The 17,200-nt window shown below is 72.0% G+C and carries 13 protein-coding genes; 6 read left to right on the top strand and 7 right to left on the bottom strand.

Annotated elements, in window-relative coordinates; all coding sequences use genetic code 11:
* Positions 1-46 precede the first annotated feature (46 nt).
* Together AAG827_RS19860 and AAG827_RS19855 are read right to left on the bottom strand one after the other, a co-directional pair.
* The gene (locus AAG827_RS19860) at positions 47-1,300 is read right to left on the bottom strand and encodes an ABC transporter substrate-binding protein (RefSeq protein WP_341927950.1); all 1,254 of its coding nucleotides are present in this window, start codon (positions 1,298-1,300) and stop codon (positions 47-49) included.
* 186 nt (positions 1,301-1,486) lie between these two features.
* The gene (locus AAG827_RS19855; protein WP_341927949.1) at positions 1,487-2,233 is read right to left on the bottom strand and encodes a DUF554 domain-containing protein; all 747 of its coding nucleotides are present in this window, start codon (positions 2,231-2,233) and stop codon (positions 1,487-1,489) included.
* Between the two features lie 110 nt (positions 2,234-2,343).
* On the opposite strand from AAG827_RS19855, the gene AAG827_RS19850 reads away from it, so the two are divergent.
* Positions 2,344-2,916, top strand: coding sequence for a GNAT family N-acetyltransferase (locus tag AAG827_RS19850; RefSeq protein WP_341927948.1), 573 nt, complete (start codon positions 2,344-2,346; stop codon positions 2,914-2,916).
* Positions 2,917-2,934: 18 nt separating this feature from the next.
* On the opposite strand, the gene AAG827_RS19845 is transcribed toward AAG827_RS19850, so the two are convergent.
* Positions 2,935-3,372, bottom strand: coding sequence for a hotdog fold thioesterase (locus AAG827_RS19845; protein WP_341927947.1), 438 nt, complete (start codon positions 3,370-3,372; stop codon positions 2,935-2,937).
* A gap of 61 nt (positions 3,373-3,433) precedes the next feature.
* Here AAG827_RS19845 and polA point away from each other — a divergent pair, with 61 nt between their 5' ends.
* On the top strand, positions 3,434-6,124 hold the full coding sequence (polA, locus tag AAG827_RS19840) for a DNA polymerase I (RefSeq protein ID WP_341927946.1): 2,691 nt from the start codon (positions 3,434-3,436) through the stop codon (positions 6,122-6,124).
* Here polA and AAG827_RS19835 read toward each other — a convergent pair.
* Positions 6,118-7,395 (bottom strand): oligosaccharide flippase family protein, encoded by a 1,278-nt coding sequence (locus AAG827_RS19835; RefSeq protein WP_341927945.1) that lies wholly within the window; start codon positions 7,393-7,395, stop codon positions 6,118-6,120. The two genes, polA and AAG827_RS19835, sit on opposite strands and share 7 nt — an antisense overlap.
* A 109-nt stretch (positions 7,396-7,504) precedes the next feature.
* On the opposite strand from AAG827_RS19835, the gene AAG827_RS19830 reads away from it, so the two are divergent.
* Both AAG827_RS19830 and AAG827_RS19825 read left to right on the top strand, forming a co-directional pair.
* Complete coding sequence (locus tag AAG827_RS19830) at positions 7,505-9,214, top strand: hypothetical protein (RefSeq protein ID WP_341927944.1); 1,710 nt, start codon at positions 7,505-7,507, stop codon at positions 9,212-9,214.
* Between the two features lie 76 nt (positions 9,215-9,290).
* Positions 9,291-9,443 carry a hypothetical protein gene (locus AAG827_RS19825; RefSeq protein ID WP_309650634.1) on the top strand — a complete coding sequence of 51 codons (153 nt, stop codon included), beginning with the start codon at positions 9,291-9,293 and terminating at the stop codon, positions 9,441-9,443.
* A gap of 95 nt (positions 9,444-9,538) precedes the next feature.
* Here the strand turns inward: AAG827_RS19825 and AAG827_RS19820 are convergent, their stop codons facing one another.
* Entirely contained in the window at positions 9,539-10,729 is a 1,191-nt protein-coding gene (locus AAG827_RS19820; protein ID WP_341927943.1) for a glycosyltransferase family 4 protein, read from the bottom strand.
* A 59-nt stretch (positions 10,730-10,788) separates the two neighbouring features.
* On the opposite strand from AAG827_RS19820, the gene AAG827_RS19815 reads away from it, so the two are divergent.
* Together AAG827_RS19815 and AAG827_RS19810 are read left to right on the top strand one after the other, a co-directional pair.
* Positions 10,789-11,541, top strand: a complete 753-nt coding sequence (locus AAG827_RS19815) for a class I SAM-dependent methyltransferase (protein ID WP_341927942.1) — start codon at positions 10,789-10,791, stop codon at positions 11,539-11,541.
* Between the two features lie 20 nt (positions 11,542-11,561).
* Entirely contained in the window at positions 11,562-15,716 is a 4,155-nt protein-coding gene (locus tag AAG827_RS19810; RefSeq protein WP_341927941.1) for an alpha-(1->3)-arabinofuranosyltransferase family protein, read from the top strand.
* Here AAG827_RS19810 and AAG827_RS19805 read toward each other — a convergent pair.
* Both AAG827_RS19805 and AAG827_RS19800 read right to left on the bottom strand, forming a co-directional pair.
* Complete coding sequence (locus AAG827_RS19805; RefSeq protein WP_341927940.1) at positions 15,608-16,846, bottom strand: acyltransferase; 1,239 nt, start codon at positions 16,844-16,846, stop codon at positions 15,608-15,610. The two genes, AAG827_RS19810 and AAG827_RS19805, sit on opposite strands and share 109 nt — an antisense overlap.
* A partial coding sequence (locus AAG827_RS19800; RefSeq protein WP_341927939.1) for a hypothetical protein occupies positions 16,843-17,200 on the bottom strand: 358 nt, incomplete at its 5' end. The genes AAG827_RS19800 and AAG827_RS19805, both read right to left, overlap by 4 nt.

The following is a 17,200-nucleotide window of genomic DNA, read 5'->3' as shown; positions in this document are numbered from 1 at the left end:
CCCCGGCGGGGTCCTGCGGTCGGGGCGTGGCCCCGTCAGCGGTGGATCAGATCTGGCCGCTGATGTAGTCGACAGCCTCGATGGTGTTGTCGGCCTTGTACTCGTAGATGCCGATCGAGGCAGCGGTCGGGCTGCCCGTCTCGCCGAGCTCGATGGGACCGGAGGCGCCGTCGTAGTCGATGTCGGCACCCTCGTCGAGGAGCGCGACACAGTCGGCGAACGTCGTGCACTTCTCGCCACCGATGGTGACGTCGACCATGGCGGCACCGACGGACTCGCCGTCGTCGGCGCCGGCTGCCACGGCCGCGAGGGCCGAGGTGATCACGGCGTCGTAGGACTCAGCCGCGTAGGCGAAGGAGTCCAGGTCCGGGTCGAGAGCGAGCAGACGCTCCTGGAACTCGCCGCCCGTGTCGGCGCCGGGGATGGTGCCCTTGGTGCCCTCGAGGACACCCGCCGGCAGCGGCGTGCTGCCACCCTCGCTGTAGTCGGCGGTGTTGCCGTCGACGAAGTAGGTCGGGATGTCCTGCGGGCCGGCGCCGGCGGTGATGAGCTGCGGCACGATGGTCGCGGTCTCCTCGAAGCCGATCAGGACCAGCGAGTCGCCACCGGCAGCGGCGATCTCGTCGACCTGCGAGTCGAAGGACTGAGCGTTCTCGCCGTAGAACACGGTGGCGGCGACGCTGGAACCGGCGTTCTCCAGGTTGGTCGCCACCTGCTCGGCGAGGGTCTCGCCGTAGGCGTCCTGGCGGGCCAGGATCGCGACGTTGGAGCGGCCGTCCTCGATGAGGAGGTTGGCCATCACGGCACCCTGGAGGATGTCCGAGGGAGCCGTGCGGAAGTAGAGGTCCGGCGAGTCGTAGGGCGGCTCGTCGAAGGCCGTCGAGGTGTTGGCCGGGGAGAACATGACGGCACCGGCAGCCTGGATGGCGTCGATGACGGTCAGCGAGACGCCCGAGGACGCCGCACCGATGATCACGTCGGAGCCGGCGGCGAGGAGCTCGTCGGTCTCGGCGGGGGCGATGCCCGAGTCGGCGTCACCGGAGTCACCGCGGACGTGGACGACGTCCTCACCGTTGACGCCACCGGCCTCGTTGATCTCCTGGACGGCCAGGTCGACACCCGCGAACTCCGGCGGGCCGAGGAAGGCAAGGCTGCCGGTCTCGGGCAGCAGCGAGCCGAAGGTCAGGACGCCGTCGCCGGTCTCTGCGGGCGGCGCGCTCGACTCGGTCGTGTCGGACGTCTCGTCAGCGCTGGGCTCGGTGTCGCCATCATCGCCGCCACAGGCGGAGAGGGCCAGCATGCCGGTCACCGCAACTACTGCCAGTCGGGTACGTGTGGATCTGAGGTTCATGCGTCCTCCGTGTCTTACCGGCCCCATCGTGGAGCCAGGGGATTTGCTGCAACGTAATGCCCCCAGGGACGGCTGAGGACGGAATGGAGGATCGTGCCAGGTTTGTAGCCGATTCGTTATCTGGGTCACAGCGCCTCAGGCGAGCTGCGCGACCGCCCAGACGAGCCCCGGCGCGACCAGGAGGGCGGGCAGCAGGTCGGCGACGGGGATCTCCCGGATCTTGAGCAGCCGGAGAGCGACCCCCACGAGGAGCAGACCACCGGTCGCGGTGATCGCGGCCAGCTCGGCCTCCGGGAGCACGTCACCGAGCCCCAGGCCCACCAACGTCAGGCCGCCCTGCACGACCAGGACGGTGAGGGCCGAGGCGGCGACGCCCCACCCGAAGGAGGCCGCGAAGGCGATCGCCGCGAAGCCGTCCAGGGTCGCCTTCAGGAAGAGCTGGTCGGCGCCGTTGCCCAGCCCGTCGTTGAGCGACCCGAGGATCGTCAGGGGCCCGGTGCAGAAGATCAGCGACGAGACGACGAAGCCCTCGACGAACCGCTGCCGCTCGACGGAGTCGCTCGTGGCCGAGAGCCGTCGCTGGAGCCAGCGACCGAGGGACTCCACCCGGTCCTCGAGACGGAGCAGCGAGCCCAGGATCCCGCCCAGGAGCAGCGAGCCCAGGACGATCAGCATCGGGGCGCTGTCGCCCACCTTGGCGGCGAGGTCCGCGTCGAGCACTGCGAGGGCCGACGTGGCCGCGATCAGCAGCGTGACCAGGCCCAGGGCGTCCGTGACGAGGTCGCGGGTCCGGACCGGCAACCGGTTGCCCAGCAGCCGGCCGAGGAGGGCGCCGACCAGCACGGTGGCGACGTTGACGGCGGTGCCGACTCCGGGGATCACGGGACTCCTCTGTCATGACGGGCGGGCTGAGCGTAGTCTTCGGTAGGGCCGTGCGCGTGGTGGGCATGGAGCGCGGTCCCTGTGATGGTCAGCTCTGGAAGGCGGGACGCATGAGCCGTTCGATGGTGACGTTGCGATGTGCCGAGGTCGACGACGCACCGGTCCTCGCCGAGCTATGGGCCGACGCCCTACGACGTGCGGACCACCAGGACCAGGTCGCCGACCTCGAGCTCGTGATCAAGGCCGCCGCGGCCTCCCCGGAGCAGCGGCTGCTCGTCGCGGACTACGACGGCGAGCTCGCCGGCGCCGTCTTCCTCCGGGTCTGCACGCTGACCCCGATCAACCTCGAGCAGACCGTCCAGGCGATCTCGCCCCACGTCTTCTCGCAGTTCCGTCGCCACGGCATCGGGCGTCTGCTCATGGAGAGCGCGGTCGCCTTCGCTGAGGAGCTCGGCATCGGCCACGTCGCCACGGCCGCCAGCTCCGGGTCGCGCGACGCCAACCGGTTCATGGCCCGCCTGGCCCTGGGGCCGCACGCCACGGTCCGGATCGCGCCGACCCAGGTGGTCCGCGCCAAGCTCACCGCGCAGCGTCCCGCGCTCCCGACGACGAGCGGTCGTCAGCTCACGCGGGTGCTCGCCGCGCGCCGCTCGATGCGGCGCGCCCAGTCGCCGACGGCCTGAGCCGAGCCCAGCCGGACGTTACTTCGCGAGGCGCTCCGCGGGGATCAGCGCGCAGGTGATCCGGGCGGTGCAGACCCGCTTGCCTCGCTCGTCGCTGATCACCACCTCGAAGCACGCGCTGGTGCGCCCGAGGTGCACCGGCGTGGCCACCCCCGTGACCAGGCCCGACGTCGCCGAGCGGTGGTGGGTGGCGTTGATGTCGATCCCGACCGCCACGCGGTCCGGGTGGGCGTGAAGAGCCGACCCGATGGAGCCCAGGGACTCGGCGAGCACCACCGACGCGCCGCCGTGGAGCAGCCCGTAGGGCTGGGTGTTGCCCTCGACCGGCATCGTGGCGACGATCCGCTCGGGGGTCACCTCCACGACCTCGATGCCCATCTTGTCGCCGAGGGCACCGTTGGGCATGGCGGCGAGGAACTCCTCGACGGACTGGCCGTCCTGCTGGTCATCACTCATGGCCTCATTCTGTCCGACCCGGTCGCGCGGGGCTGTCGGTGGTGGCGGCTAGAGTCGGCGGGTGCCCGAGGCTTCCACGACAACCCGCCCTCGTCTGCTGCTACTCGACGGACACTCGCTGGCCTACCGCGCGTTCTTCGCGCTGCCCGTCGAGAACTTCTCCACGACGACCGGCCAGCACACCAACGCCGTCTACGGCTTCACCTCGATGCTCATCAACGTGCTGCGCGACGAGCAGCCGACCCACCTCGCGGTCGCCTTCGACGTGTCGCGCCAGACCTTCCGCCTCGAGCAGTACGCCGAGTACAAGGCCAAGCGCAACAAGACGCCGGGGGAGTTCAGCAGTCAGCTGCCGCTGATCGAGGAGGTCCTCGACGCCCTGCGCATCCCGTTCCTCAAGAAGGACGGCTTCGAGGCCGACGACATCATCGCGACCCTCGTGACCCAGGCCCTCGCCGACGACATGGACGTGCTCGTCCTGACCGGTGACCGCGACGCTCTCCAGCTCGTCACCGAGCACTCCACCGTGCTCTACCCCATGCGGGGCGTCTCCGACCTCGCGCGGATGACGCCCGAGGCCGTCGAGGCGAAGTACGGCGTGCCCCCTCACCGCTACCCCGAGCTCGCCGCCATCGTCGGGGAGACCTCCGACAACCTGCCGGGTGTCCCAGGGGTGGGTCAGGGCTTCGCCGCCAAGTGGATCAACCAGTTCGACGGCCTCGACAACGTCATCGCCCACGCCGACCAGATCACCGGCAAGAAGGGCGAGGCCCTGCGCGAGCACCTGGGCGACGTCATGCGCAACCGCCACCTCAACGCCCTGGTCCGCGACCTCGACCTCGAGCTGGTGCCGGCCGATCTCGCTCTGCGTCCCTGGGACCGCCAGGAGGTGCACACGCTCTTCGACGGCCTGGAGTTCCGGGTGCTGCGTGACCGGCTCTTCGAGACGCTCGAGTCCGAGGAGGACGTCGACGAGGGCGGCTTCGAGCTCGAGGGCGTCGTGCTCGCCCCCGACGCCGTGGCCGGCTGGCTCGCCGAGCTCGACGAGCAGCGCGTCGGCGTCCACGTGCGCGGCGCCTGGGGTGCCGGCACCGGCCGCGTCGACGGACTCGCGATCGCCATGCAGGCGGGGGGCGCGGCCTATGTCGCGGTGGAGCAGCTCACCCCGGCCGACGACGCGGCGCTGGCCGCCTGGCTGGCCGACCCCGCCCGTCCCAAGGTCCTGCACGACGCCAAGGGGCCGGCGCTCGCGCTGGCCGCCCAGGGGTGGACGTTGTCCGGCGTCGTGTCCGACACGGCCCTCGCGGCCTACCTCGTGCGCCCCGACCAGCGCTCCTACGACCTCTCCGACCTGACGCTGCGCTACCTGCGCCGCGAGCTGCGTCAGGAGAAGGAGAGCGAGCAGGACGCGCTCTTCGACTCCGTCGAGGGCGGTGGTGACGACGTCGCCTCGACCGCGATGCTCCACGCCCGCGCCGTCCTCGAGCTGGCGGCGGCACTCGACGACGCGGTGGAGGAGCACGGCGGCACCCGCCTGCTCGCCGACGTCGAGCTGCCCCTGGTCGAGCTGCTCACCCACATGGAGCAGGTCGGGATCGCGGTCGACACCGGTCACCTCGAGACGTTGCAGTCCGAGTTCGACGCCGAGGTGCGCAAGGCGGCCGAGTCCGCCTACGCCGCGATCGGCAAGGAGATCAACCTCGGCTCGCCCAAGCAGCTGCAGGTCGTGCTCTTCGACGAGCTCGAGATGCCCAAGACCAAGCGCACCAAGACCGGCTACACGACCGACGCCGACGCGCTCCAGGCGCTCTACGTCAAGACCGAGCACCCGTTCCTCGAGCACCTGCTGCGCCACCGCGACGTGATCCGGCTGCGCCAGACCATCGACGGGCTGCTCAAGACAGTGGCGCCCGACGGCCGCATCCACACGACCTACAACCAGACGATCGCCGCGACGGGACGCCTCTCGAGCACCGAGCCCAACCTGCAGAACATCCCGATCCGCACGGAGGAGGGCCGCCGCATCCGCGAGGCCTTCGTCGTGGGGGACGGCTACGAGTCGTTGCTCACGGCCGACTACAGCCAGATCGAGATGCGCATCATGGCGCACCTCTCAGAGGACACGCTGCTCATCGAGGCGTTCCGCTCGGGACACGACTTCCACTCCATCACCGCGGCCCGGGTCTTCGACGTGCCGGCCGACGCGGTCGGCACCGAGATGCGAGCCAAGATCAAGGCGATGAACTACGGCCTGGCCTACGGCCTGTCGGCGTTCGGGCTCTCGCAGCAGCTCGGCATCGAGCCGGCGGAGGCGCGCGGCCTCATGGACGAGTACTTCGAGACGTTCGGCGGCATCCGCGACTACCTCGGCGGGATCGTCGAGGAGGCCCGCAAGACCGGCTACACGGAGACGATCATGGGCCGCCGCCGCTACCTCCCCGACCTGACCAGCGACAACCGCCAGCGTCGGGAGATGGCCGAGCGCATGGCGCTCAACGCCCCGATCCAGGGCTCGGCGGCCGACCTGATCAAGGTGGCGATGCTGCACGTGCAGCGGGCGATCGAGGCCGAGGGCCTGCGCTCACGGATGCTGCTGCAGGTGCACGACGAGCTCGTCTTCGAGGTCGCGACCGGTGAGCGCGACCGGCTCGACGCGCTGGTCCGCGAGCAGATGGGCGCCGCTGCCGACCTGGCCGTGCCGCTCGACGTCTCCGTCGGCACCGGCCACAGCTGGCACGACGCCGCTCACTGAGTCGCGTCGGCCTCGGAGGGCTCAGGGGTGCGGGCGACCTCGGTGGCGGGGGAGGCCGGCTGGGCGCGCCAGGCGGTGATGACGAGTCCGACCAGCAGAGCCGTGTCGACGATGCACACGAGAGTCACCAGCGAGGTCACCGAGTGCACGGTGAAGGATCCGGCCAGCAGCGCCACGAGCGTCGTCCAGATCATCAGCACCGCGCGGCCCTGGCGCCGGGCCAGGGCCGAGTAGAGCAGCAGCTGGACCATCGACAGCAGCGTGCCGACGATCGCGAAGAGCCACAGCTTGTCCTTGATGCCTGCGAAGTCGTCGCCGCCGACGAAGACCAAGGCTAGGTCGGGAAGGGTGAGGGTCGCCGCGAAACCACAGGCCCCCAGCGCCGCCGAGACGGCCAGCGCCTTGACCAGCGTCGATCGGCCGGCGTCCTTGGTCGACATCGCCGGGAACGCGATGACCACGACGAACTGGGGGAGGAACAGGATCGCCTTGACCAGGATCAGGCCGCCGGCGTAGAGCCCGGCCACGTCGGCGTCGAGGACCGCCCGCGCGAGCAGGATGTCGGCGTTGGAGAGCGCGAAGAAGGCCAACAGGGCCTGGCTGCTGCCGGCCACCTCCCGGAGGATGTCCGTGCGCGGGTGGCCCTCGACCGGGGTGTCGTTGACGGCGCGCGGACGGCGCAGGGCGACGTAGCCGACGACGGCCGGCACCCAGCACCCCAGCGCGACTCCGAGCATCGCGGCGAACTCGCTCTGCCAGACGACCATGAAGCCGGTGCCGAGGACGACGCGGCCCAGACCCTGCGAGAGGTAGACAAGGGCCAGCGGCTCCCAGCGGCGCTCGCCCTGCAGCACGCCCGCCTGACCACCCATGACCGTCAGGGGCACGGCGGCGACGGCGACGAGGGTGGCTGTTGCCAGGCTCTCGAGCTGCAGGACCCAGTTGAGCACCGGGGCGAGGGCGAGCAGGAGGAGGCCCAGCACGACGGCGACGCGGTAGGCGACCTCGAGGACGTTGCGCTCGATGCTCTCCACCTGGTCGGGGTCGGCGCTGATGCGGCGAGCACCGGTGGCCTGCAGCCCCAGCGACACGACGCTCACGACCAGCAGCACGCCCATCAGGGCGGAGAACGCCCCGAACGGGACCCGGCCGATCAGGTGCGCGGCGGCCACGGTGTAGCCGTAGGTCGCGATGTTCATGATGCCCATCGCCACCGCGATGGCGGCGCCCCCGCGCAACCCGCGCGAGGTGGCGGCAGTCGTTGACGTCACGTGACGAGCCTACGTGGGATCGTGCGTGCGCGGGCATCGATGTGCGAGGTGGTTGGATCGGCGCCACCGCTCCGCGAAGGGGACGGACCGTACGACGAGGAGGGCCGGCGTGAAGCAGTGGCGCAGCTGGGTGCTCGCACTGTGGTCGCTCGGGCTCGCCGTGGCGCTGCTCGGACCGGCCCTCGGCCGCGGCTACGTCCTGACCTTCGACATGGTGTGGGTGCCCGACCTGGCGATGCGGCCCGACTTCCTCGGCGTCGCCTCGGGTCTGCCCCGGGCCGTGCCCTCCGACGCGGTCGTGGCACTGCTGGACGAGGTCGTGCCGGGGATGCTCCTGCAGAAGGTCGTCCTGCTCGGCTCGCTCGTGGCCGGAGGACTGGGCGCCGCGCGGTTGGTGCCGGGCACGGCCCTCGTCGCGCGGGCCCTGGCGGTCGGTCTCTTCCAGTGGAACCCCTTCGTCGTCGAGCGGCTCGTGCTCGGCCACTGGCCGGTGCTGGTGGGCTACGCGGTCCTGCCGTGGTGCCTGCTCGCCGCCCGGCAGTGGCGTGAGACGGGTCGCTTCCCGAGGCGGCTGCTCGTCCTGGTGCCACTGGGCAGCCTGAGCGCGGGCGCCGGGCTCGTCACGGCGCTCGTGGTGCTGGCCTTCGCGGCCGGAGCCGCGCGGACGGTCCGGGCCCTGCTGCTCGTGCTGGCCGCCAACGCGCCCTGGCTCGTCGCCGGTCTCCTGCACGCCTCGTCCTCGGTCACCGACGCCGACGGCGCGAGTGCCTTCGCGCTCCGTGACGAGGGCCTGCTCCCGGGGCCGCTGGCAGCTCTCGGTCTCGGGGGCGCGTGGAACGCCGAGACGATGCCGTCCTCCCGGGGCGGGGCGCTCGCCGTCGTCGCGCTCGTCCTCGTCCTGGCACTGGCCGCCGTCGGTGCGCGCACCTGGTGGCGACAGGTGGGCACCCGCGACGGGGCTGCCTTCCTGGTGTGCGCGGTGATCGGCTGGGCGCTGGCCGTCCTGACCTGGGCGGCCCCAGGCGTGGTGGGGTGGCTCGTGGAGCAGGTCCCCGGCGCCGGCCTCGTGCGCGACGGGGCGCGCCTGCTCGCGCTCCTCGCCCCGCTGCTGGTCGTCACCGCCGCGATCGGCGTAGACGTCCTCTGGGCGCGCGTCCCGACGATCCTCGTGCCGCGCCTGGCGATCGCCGTGGCGGTGGTCCTCGCACCCGTGGCCGTGCTGCCCGACGCCGCGTGGGGCGCCACCTCGCGCCTGGGCAGCGCCCCCTACCCCCCGTCGTACGACGAAGCACGCGACGCGGTCTCCTCGGCCGTCGGCGAGCAGCCGGGGGACGTCCTGGTGCTGCCCCTCTCCAGCTATCGCCGACCCGCCTTCAACGACGGCCGCAAGGTGCTGGACCCGGTGGGTCGCTTCCTCACGCCCGACTACGTGGCCAGCGACGAGCTCGTCGTGTCGGGCGTCGTCATCGCCGGCGAGGACCCCCGGGTCCGCGAGGCCCGCACGGCGCTGAACGCGGCGACGCCGCAGGAGCGTGCGGAGCTGCTGCTGGCGCTGGGGATCAGCGTGGTGGTCGTCGACGTGACGGCTCCGGGGCCGGCGCCGCTGGTCGACGGCGAGCGGGTGCTGACGACGCCCGACCTGGTCGTGGTCGTCGTCGGCGACGCGACTGCGCGCGACGTCCCGACCGGGTGGGTCGTGGCGATGACCGGTGCCTGGGCGGCGTTCTGCGGCCTGCTCGTCGCTGCACTCGCCACCGCCGCGGGGACCGTCCTGGCGCGGCGGCGCGGGCGACCTCGACGACGGCAGGTCACGATTTGACCGAAGGTCTCGAGAAAGCCATCGGAATCCTGTGCCGCTGCTACGCTGAGCGCGAAACTCAGGGAGGGGTCTTCAAATGGGAACGATTTTGACCACTATCGGCGCGCTCGTGCTCGGTGGTGTCGTGGCAACAGCCACCGTCGTGGGTGTGGTGTCCTCGCAGACTGCGGCTCCGGACAAGTCTCCGACCAACGTCAACGCACCGGTCATCGAATACGGCTCCAACTGACCCCAGCGTCACACGTCTTGACGACGGCCCGGCCTCTCGGCCGGGCCGTCCTTCACGTCCCTGACCGGCCCTGATCGGCCCGGACCAGACGGGGGTCAGACGTCGATTTCGTCGACGTCCTCGGGGTCCTGGCTGTCGACCAGGTGACCCTGGAGGCTGGCGAGCAGCACCAGGGCGAACGCCTGCTGTGCGCTTTCCCACGTGAAGGCATGGCTCTTGGCCAGCGCACCTGCACCGAGGCGCGCCCGCAGGTCGTCGTCGTGCAACAGTCGTCCCAGTGCCTCGGTGAGCTCGTCCTGCGTGTCGACGAGCAGCCCTGACACGCCGTCCTCGATCGACTCGCGGGTGCCCCCCGCCGACGCGTAGGCGACGCACGGGGTCGAGTGCATCCCGGCCTCGCCGATCACCAGGCCCCAGCCCTCCTTGAGCGAGGGGAGGGCGAGCACCCAGGCCCGCTCGTAGACCTCGTGCTTGCGCTCCTCGTCGACGTGTCCCTCGAACGTCACGATGTCCTCGGCACCCACGCTGCGCACGTGCGAGCGGAGCTCGGCGTCCCACCAGCCGCCACCGACCACGACGAGCTCCAGCCCGGGCAGCTCGGCCCTCAGGGCGAGCACCGCGTCGACGGCGTGCTCGACCTGCTTGTGGGGGACCAGCCGGCCGACCACGGCGACCAGCGGCGTGGGCGAGAGTCCGGGATCGACGGCCACGTAGGGGTCGGTGCCGTTGTGCACGACCGCGATGCGCGGCCCGCGGACCCCGAGCTGACGCAGCTCGGCCCGGGTCGCGCGCGACACCGCGACGTACTGGCAGCGGCGGTAGAGCCAGGGCGCGAACCGGCGCTCGATCCACCAGCCGACGCGGCCCGAGAGCCCGGGGTAGACGACCGGCCACTGCTCACGGTGGACGTGGTGCACCAGCACCACGACGGGGGCCCGGGTCACGAGCCGGGAGAAGAACGGCAGGCCGTTCTGCACGTCGACGACGACGTCGGGTCGCCCCAGGTGGCCGCGCCGCAGGGCGCGCATGCCGGCGAGGTAGACCGACAGCTTGGAGCCACGGCGGACGAACCGGACGCCGTCGACGACCTCCTCCGGAGGTGCCGCCGCGTGCGACGCGCAGAAGATCGTCACGGTGCAGCCGCGGGTCACGAGACCGGCCGCCATCTTCTCGAGGTAGCGCTCGGCGCCGCCGCCCTCGGGGTTGCGGGTGTCGCGCCAGCTGAGGAAGACCACGTGCTTTCCCACCAGCTCGGGCAGGTCGGGAAGCTCGGGCAGGTCGTGCATCCGGCACACCCTAGGCCAACCCCGCTCGCAGACGACTACCACCGGGTAGGGTCGCCCGCGTGCCGACGCCGACCACCCTCTCCAGCTCCCGCTGGAAGGCCACCCTGCGACGGTCGCGCCACCTGTTGGGGGAGTTCGGTCACGAGCAGACCGACCCGGCCCGCTTCTACTCCGCGATCGCCGACGACTCCGTCGGTCAGCTCTCGCAGTACGTCGACCTCGACGGCCAGCGTTTCCTCGACGTGGGTGGCGGGCCCGGCTACTTCCGCGACGCGTTCCGCGCGGCCGGAGCGACGTACCTCTCCCTCGACGCAGATGCCGGCGAGCTCGCGGGCCTCGGGGACATTGCCGAGGGCACTGTCATCGGGTCGGGGATGCAGCTGCCGTTCCGCGACGCCGCGGTCGACGTCTGCTACTCCTCCAACGTGCTCGAGCACGTGCCCGACCCGTGGCTGATGGCCGACGAGATGGTGCGCGTGACGCGCTCGGGTGGCACGGTCTTCATCAGCTACACCGTCTGGTTCGGCCCCTGGGGCGGCCACGAGACCTCGCCCTGGCACTTCCTCGGCGGACGCCGCGCCCGGCGGCGCTACGCCCGCACGCACGGCCACGAGCCCAAGAACAAGTACGGCGAGTCCCTCTTCGCCGTGACCGTCCGCGACGGCCTGCGCTGGGCCCGCACGCAGACCGACGCCGACGTCGTGGCGGTGCTGCCGCGCTACAACCCGTCCTGGAGCTACTGGCTGCTCAAGGTCCCGCTGGTGCGTGAGGTGGTGACGTGGAACCTCGTCCTGATCCTCCGCAAGAAGTGACCTCAACCTTCTGGATCAGGGTGGCTTCCGCCTGCCTGCTCCTGGTCGGCATCGCCCTCGTGCAGGATCCCGGCTACCTCGTGCCCGACACGAAGTTCGACCTCGTGGCGGCGCCGGGGGAGTTCCTCTCGCGCGCCCTCCACCTGTGGGACGGAGAGGCTGCCTTCGGCCAGCTGCAGAACCAGGCCTACGGCTACCTCTGGCCGATGGGACCGTTCTTCCTGCTCGGCTCGGTCCTGGACCTGCCGGGTTGGGTGGTCCAGCGGCTGTGGATGGCGCTGGTCCTGTGCGTGGCCTTCACCGGGACCGCTCGGGTCACCAGGGCGTTGGGCGTCCGCTCGGACCTGGCCTGCCTGCTCGCCGGCTTCGCCTTCGCTCTCTCGCCCCGGATGCTGACGACGCTGGGTCCGATCTCGATCGAGGCCTGGCCCAGCGCCATGGCCCCGTGGGTGCTCTTCTTCCTGGTCCGGGGGAGCGCCACAGGCTCGCCGCGCCGGGCAGCGGCACTGGCTGCCCTGGCAGTGGCCATGGTCGGGGGCGTCAACGCCGCGGCCACCTTCGCGGTCCTGCCGCTCGGCGTCGTCTGGCTCCTGACCAGGACGCCGGGACCGCGGCGCCGATCGATGATGCTCTGGTGGCCGCTCCTCACCCTCGTCGGCACGCTGTGGTGGCTGGTGCCGCTCTTCGTCATGGGGTCCTACAGCCCGCCCTTCCTCGACTACATCGAGACCACGTCGGTCACGACCTTCCCCACGACGCTCTTCGACGTGCTGCGAGGCACGTCCAACTGGGTGCCCTACGTCGACGCCGGCTCACGGGCAGGCAACGACCTGCTCACGACGTCCTACCTCGTCCTCAACAGCGGCGTGGTCCTGCTCCTGGGCATCGTGGGACTGGCCGACCGACGCACCCCGCACCGCCGCTTCCTGGTCCTGGCGCTGCTCGTCGGGGTGCTCATGGTGGCCGCCGGTCACCGCGGGGCCGTCGAGGGCTGGCTCGCCGCGGACGCCCGCGGGCTGCTCGACGGCGTCCTGGCGCCGCTGCGCAACGTGCACAAGTTCGACCCGATCCTGCGCCTGCCGCTGGTGGTGGGCCTGGCCTGGGTCGTCGACCGCGTGCTGCAGGGGCGCGGCCAGGCCGCTGAGCCGGAGCCCGCAGCGACGCAGCTGGCGGAGGGGACGGACGGGTCGGGTGAGCGCCGCAGCCTGACGCTGGTCGCCGCCGCGCTCAACCGCTTCGCGTTGGTGGGCCTGGCGGTGCTGGTCGTGGCCGGGGCGGCCGTCCCGGCGGCGCTGGGCCGCATCACCCCGGCCGGTGCGACGTTCGGCGTCCCGGACTACTGGGAGCAGACCGCCGCCTTCTTGGAGGAGGAGTCCGACGGCCGGAGCGCGCTCGTGCTGCCGGGGGCACCGTTCGGCGACTACCTCTGGGGCTCTCCCAAGGATGAGCCGTTGCAGTACCTCGGGCAGAGCCGGTGGGCCGTCCGCAACGTCATCCCGCTGACCCCGCCCGGCAACATCCGGATGCTGGACGCGATCGAGCAGCGCCTCGCGCAGGGGCACGGCTCTCCCGGGCTCGTGGCGTTCTTGCAGAGGGCCGGGGTGCAGCACCTGGTCATCCGCAACGACCTGGCACGCGGCGGCGACGTGCCCGACCCCACGCTCGTGCACCAGGCTCTGTCCGACTCCCCGGGACTGCTGCTCGTGGCGCGCTTCGGGCCGGAGGTCGGCGGTGGCGCGACCCTCGAGGACGACGAGGGCGACCGGGTGGTGGTCAACGGCGGCTGGCAGGCCCGCTATCGGGCGATCGAGGTCTTCGAGGTCCCCGGTCCCGTCGACGCCGCCGTGTCCACGACCGACCCCACCGTGGTCGTCGGCGGTCCCGAGGACCTCCTCGACCTGGCCGATCTCGACCTCGTGGGCTCGGCGCCCACGCTGCTGGCCGCCGACGTCACCGACGCCACCGACGTCTCGTCCCCGGCTGCCGGCGACGCGCCCCTGGTCCTGACCGACGGGCTCCGTGCGCGGGAGCGCTTCTTCGCGCGCATCCACGACGGCGACTCGGCCACCCTGACACCGGGCGACGTGCCGCGCTCGGGCAACCCGGCTCGCGACTACCGCATCGACACCGACGACCGCTGGTCGACGCGCGCCGTCCTGAGCGGCGCGTCCCGACTGTCGGCCTCGTCGTCGGCGTCCGATGCCGATGCCTTCGGCGGGGCTCGCCCGGGGCAGCTTCCCTATGCGGCGCTCGACGGCGACACCGACACGCAGTGGGTGTCGGGCATCGGCCGCTCGGAGCAGTCGTGGTGGCGCGTGGACCTGGAGCAGCCCGTCGAGGTCGGACGCATCACGCTCATCGGTGGTGAGGACGCCGACGAGGAGCAGGTCGTGCGCGTGGTCACCGCGGCCGGCGCTACCGAGCCCGTCGAGCTGGCATCGGGGGAGACGCGGGTCGTGGCCGCTCCGCCGGGCGAGACCGCGTGGATCAGGGTCGAGGACGCCACGGGTGTCGACGGACGCCCGGTCGCGCTGGCCGAGGTCGACGTCCAGGGCCTCGACGTACGACGACGCCTGGCTCTGCCCGCACTGCCCGACGGCTGGCCTGCGCCGACCGCGATCGTCCTGCGAGCGGACCAGGACGCCCGTCGGGGATGTCTCGAGGTCGCCGGTGACGTGCGCTGCGTGGAGCGAGCGGCCCGTCAGGGCGAGGAGCCGGTCTCCATGGGCAGGGTCGTGACGCTGCCGGAGGCCGGGTCGTGGGAGGCGACGCTGACCGCGCTCCCGCGCGGCGGCTCTGCGCTCGACGACCTGCTGGAGGCCGACCAGCCGCTCAACATCTCGGCGTCCTCTGTCGCTGTCCCGGATCCCCGGGGATCGCCGCTCTCCGCCGTCGACGGCGACCCCTCGACCACGTGGATCAGCTCTGCTGTCGACCTGCGGCCGACCCTTCGGCTCAGCTGGCTGGGACAGCGACGCATCTCCAGCGTGCGGTTGGTGCTCGACGAGGAGACCGCGGCGCGCGAGGCCGTGCGCGTGACGGTCGGCTGGCCCGAGGGCACCCGCGAGGTCGAGGTCTCGGCCGCCGGGTTCGTGTCCTTCCCCGCGATCCGCACCGACCAGCTGTCCATCCGGGTCGAGGAGGCCGACGCGACCACCGACCTGGGCTTCGACGCGCAGCTGCGCGACATCGGAGTGGGCGTCACCGAGCTCTCGATCCCCGGGCTCGACTACCTGCCCCTCGCGCTGTCGCCCGACGTCCGCACCTACGACTGCGGCACCGGCCCCGAGCTGGAGGTCGATGGGCGAAGCGTCGAGACCGCCGTGCAGGCCTCGCCGCAACAGCTGGCTGCCGGCTCCGCTGTCCAGGCCGTCCTCTGCGGCGCCGCGCCGGGCGTGCCGGAGCAGGTGGACCTCGCGGCCGGCCCCCGCGTCGTGGACGTCGAGGGCAACGCGGCCTTCGCGGCGTCGTCGCTCGTGCTGCTGCGCGAGACCCCGGACCTGGCCGCAGCGGTCCCGCTGACGCTGCGCTCCGACAGCGACACGCGCACCGTGGAGGTCCCGGCCGGGGCCGCGGTGCTCGCGCTGCGGCAGAACGCCAACCCCGGGTGGGAGGCGGCGCAGGACGGGCGGGCTCTCGAGCCGATCGTCCTCGACGGGTGGCAGCAGGGTTGGGTGCTCGACGGCGACGCCCCCGTGGTCGCCTCCTTCGCCCCCGACCGCACCTACCGCGGGGGCATGCTGGTCGGCCTGGTGCTGCTCCTCGGGCTGGGCGTCGCGACGGTGGTGCGACGACGCCGCCGAGATCACGAGGTGCCACCGTCCCTGGAGGAGCGTCCGGTCCCCGCCCTGGCGCTCGCCGGCCTCGCGGTCGTCGGCGCAGGCCTGGTCGCGGGGTGGGGCGGCGTGCTCGTCGGGATCGCCGTGGGCGGCCTGCTGGTCGCCCTCAGGCGCTTCGAGGCACGTGAGTGGCTGATCGCGGTCCCGGCTGTGGTCGTGGGCGCTGCCTACGCGGTGCGCCCGTGGGGCGACACGTCCGGCTGGGCCGGCTCCGACGCCTGGACGGCCTACGCGATGGTGGTGCCGCTGGTCGGGCTGCTGCTGCTCGTCGCGCTCGACGAGCGGTCGGGCACCAGGCGCTTGAGCCGCAGGGCCGGGCGCTCGACCAGGCGGTAGGCGAGCTCCGCGGCAACGATGCTGAGCACCAGCACCAGGGCCCAGATCTGCAGCCCACGTCCTTCGAAGAGCGTCCACCCGGTCGACCACATGACGAAGTGCAGCAGCGGCAGGTGCAGGCAGAAGATGCCGTAGGAGATCCAGCCCAGCCGGCGTCCGCCGCCGTGTCCCAGGGTGCGCTCGTAGAGGCCGCCGGGCAGCGCGAAGACGCCGGTCATCACCACGAGCAGGCCCACGATGCCGTAGACCACGTTCTTGAGCAGCGACTCACCCGCGGTCGGGGAGATGAGCAGGGTCGGACCCGCGAGCGGGGTGGCGGTCACGAGCATCAGGCCGATGACGAGGGTCCAGCAGCTGCCGGGTTGCCGGGCGAGGGTGACCAGGCCCTGGGTCCATCGGGTGGACCCGCGTGCGTGCAGGACCTGGGCGAGGGCGAGCAGGATCCCGGCGGCAAACCAGCCGAGGTACGCCGGCAGCCACTGCAGCGGGTTGCCCAGCGACAGCTCGCCGGCGCGCGCGGCGCCATCGAGGTGCCACCACACGCTGACGCCCACCATGGCCGCGAGCCCGACGAGCACTCGTCCGGGGTTGAGGACCCGGTGGCGGCCCACCAGCAGCACCATGAGGACCGGCAGCAGGAGGTAGAAGCAGACCTCGACCGCCAGGCTCCACATCTGCGTCAACCCGGCTGGTGCACCTGCGGTGGTGAAGGTGTCGAGCATCAGCAGGCTGACCAGCCAGTCGGACGGGCTGCGGTCCTGGTTCTCCTCGATGAACGTCAGCGCCAGCACCACGGTGACGACGTAGAGCGGGGCGATGCGCAGCAGGCGCTTCCAGAGGTAGGGGCGAGCGCCGGGGGCGTCACGCCCGTCGGCCGCGCGGGCGAGCCACGGGCGAGCCAGCAGGAAGCCGGACAGCACGAAGAAGATGGCCACGCCGACGTCGAGGCGCGCAAGGAACGTGCCCCACGCGCCGTTCCGGTAGTAATCGCCGGCCCAGAAGGCTGCGTGCGTCGTGAGGACGCAGAGGGCGCCGACGGCGCGCAGCGTGTCGAGGACGGGGAAGTCCGTGCCCGTCTCGGGCGGGGGAGGCACCAGGCTCGCGCCGGTCTCCACCAGACGTTCGGTCACCACGCACCTCCGGCCGTGACGGGGCCGACCTCGATCTGGTCGACGCACAGGGGTGTGCCCGCTTGCAGTCCGCCCAGCGTGACATAGGGCACCTCGTCGACCACGTTGAGGAACAGGTCGTGCAGTCCCTTGCGCACCGCGGCAGTGTAGGTCTGGTCGCCCACGGTCACCTCCACGATGTCCTCCGAGGTGCCGAGGTAGCCGATGCGCACCCAGTAGGTGTAGTCGAAGGCGGGTCGCTCCATGGGGATGCGCACGTCCTCGGTCGTGACCTCCCAGCCACAGCCGGGCTTGGGCCCCGGACGGCTCTTGGTCACGACGTCGATGTCGGCGCGACGCACGCTCCCGTCGTCG

It is taken from the genome of Nocardioides psychrotolerans (assembly GCF_943371775.1).
Taxonomy (GTDB): Bacteria; Actinomycetota; Actinomycetes; order Propionibacteriales; family Nocardioidaceae; genus Nocardioides; species Nocardioides psychrotolerans_A.
The sequence above is the reverse complement of the archived record's forward strand: the minus strand, read 5'-3'. Positions and strand labels throughout refer to the sequence as shown.

Bases quoted from the DNA above. Each gene is read 5' to 3' on its own strand.
- AAG827_RS19860 (WP_341927950.1), bottom strand. From the start codon at position 1,300: ATGCTGGCCCTCTCCGCCTGTGGCGGCGATGATGGCGACACCGAGCCC.
- AAG827_RS19850 (WP_341927948.1), top strand. From the start codon at position 2,344: ATGAGCCGTTCGATGGTGACGTTGCGATGTGCCGAGGTCGACGACGCA.
- AAG827_RS19845 (WP_341927947.1), bottom strand. From the start codon at position 3,372: ATGAGTGATGACCAGCAGGACGGCCAGTCCGTCGAGGAGTTCCTCGCC.
- AAG827_RS19825 (WP_309650634.1), top strand. From the start codon at position 9,291: ATGGGAACGATTTTGACCACTATCGGCGCGCTCGTGCTCGGTGGTGTC.
- AAG827_RS19820 (WP_341927943.1), bottom strand. From the start codon at position 10,729: ATGCACGACCTGCCCGAGCTTCCCGACCTGCCCGAGCTGGTGGGAAAG.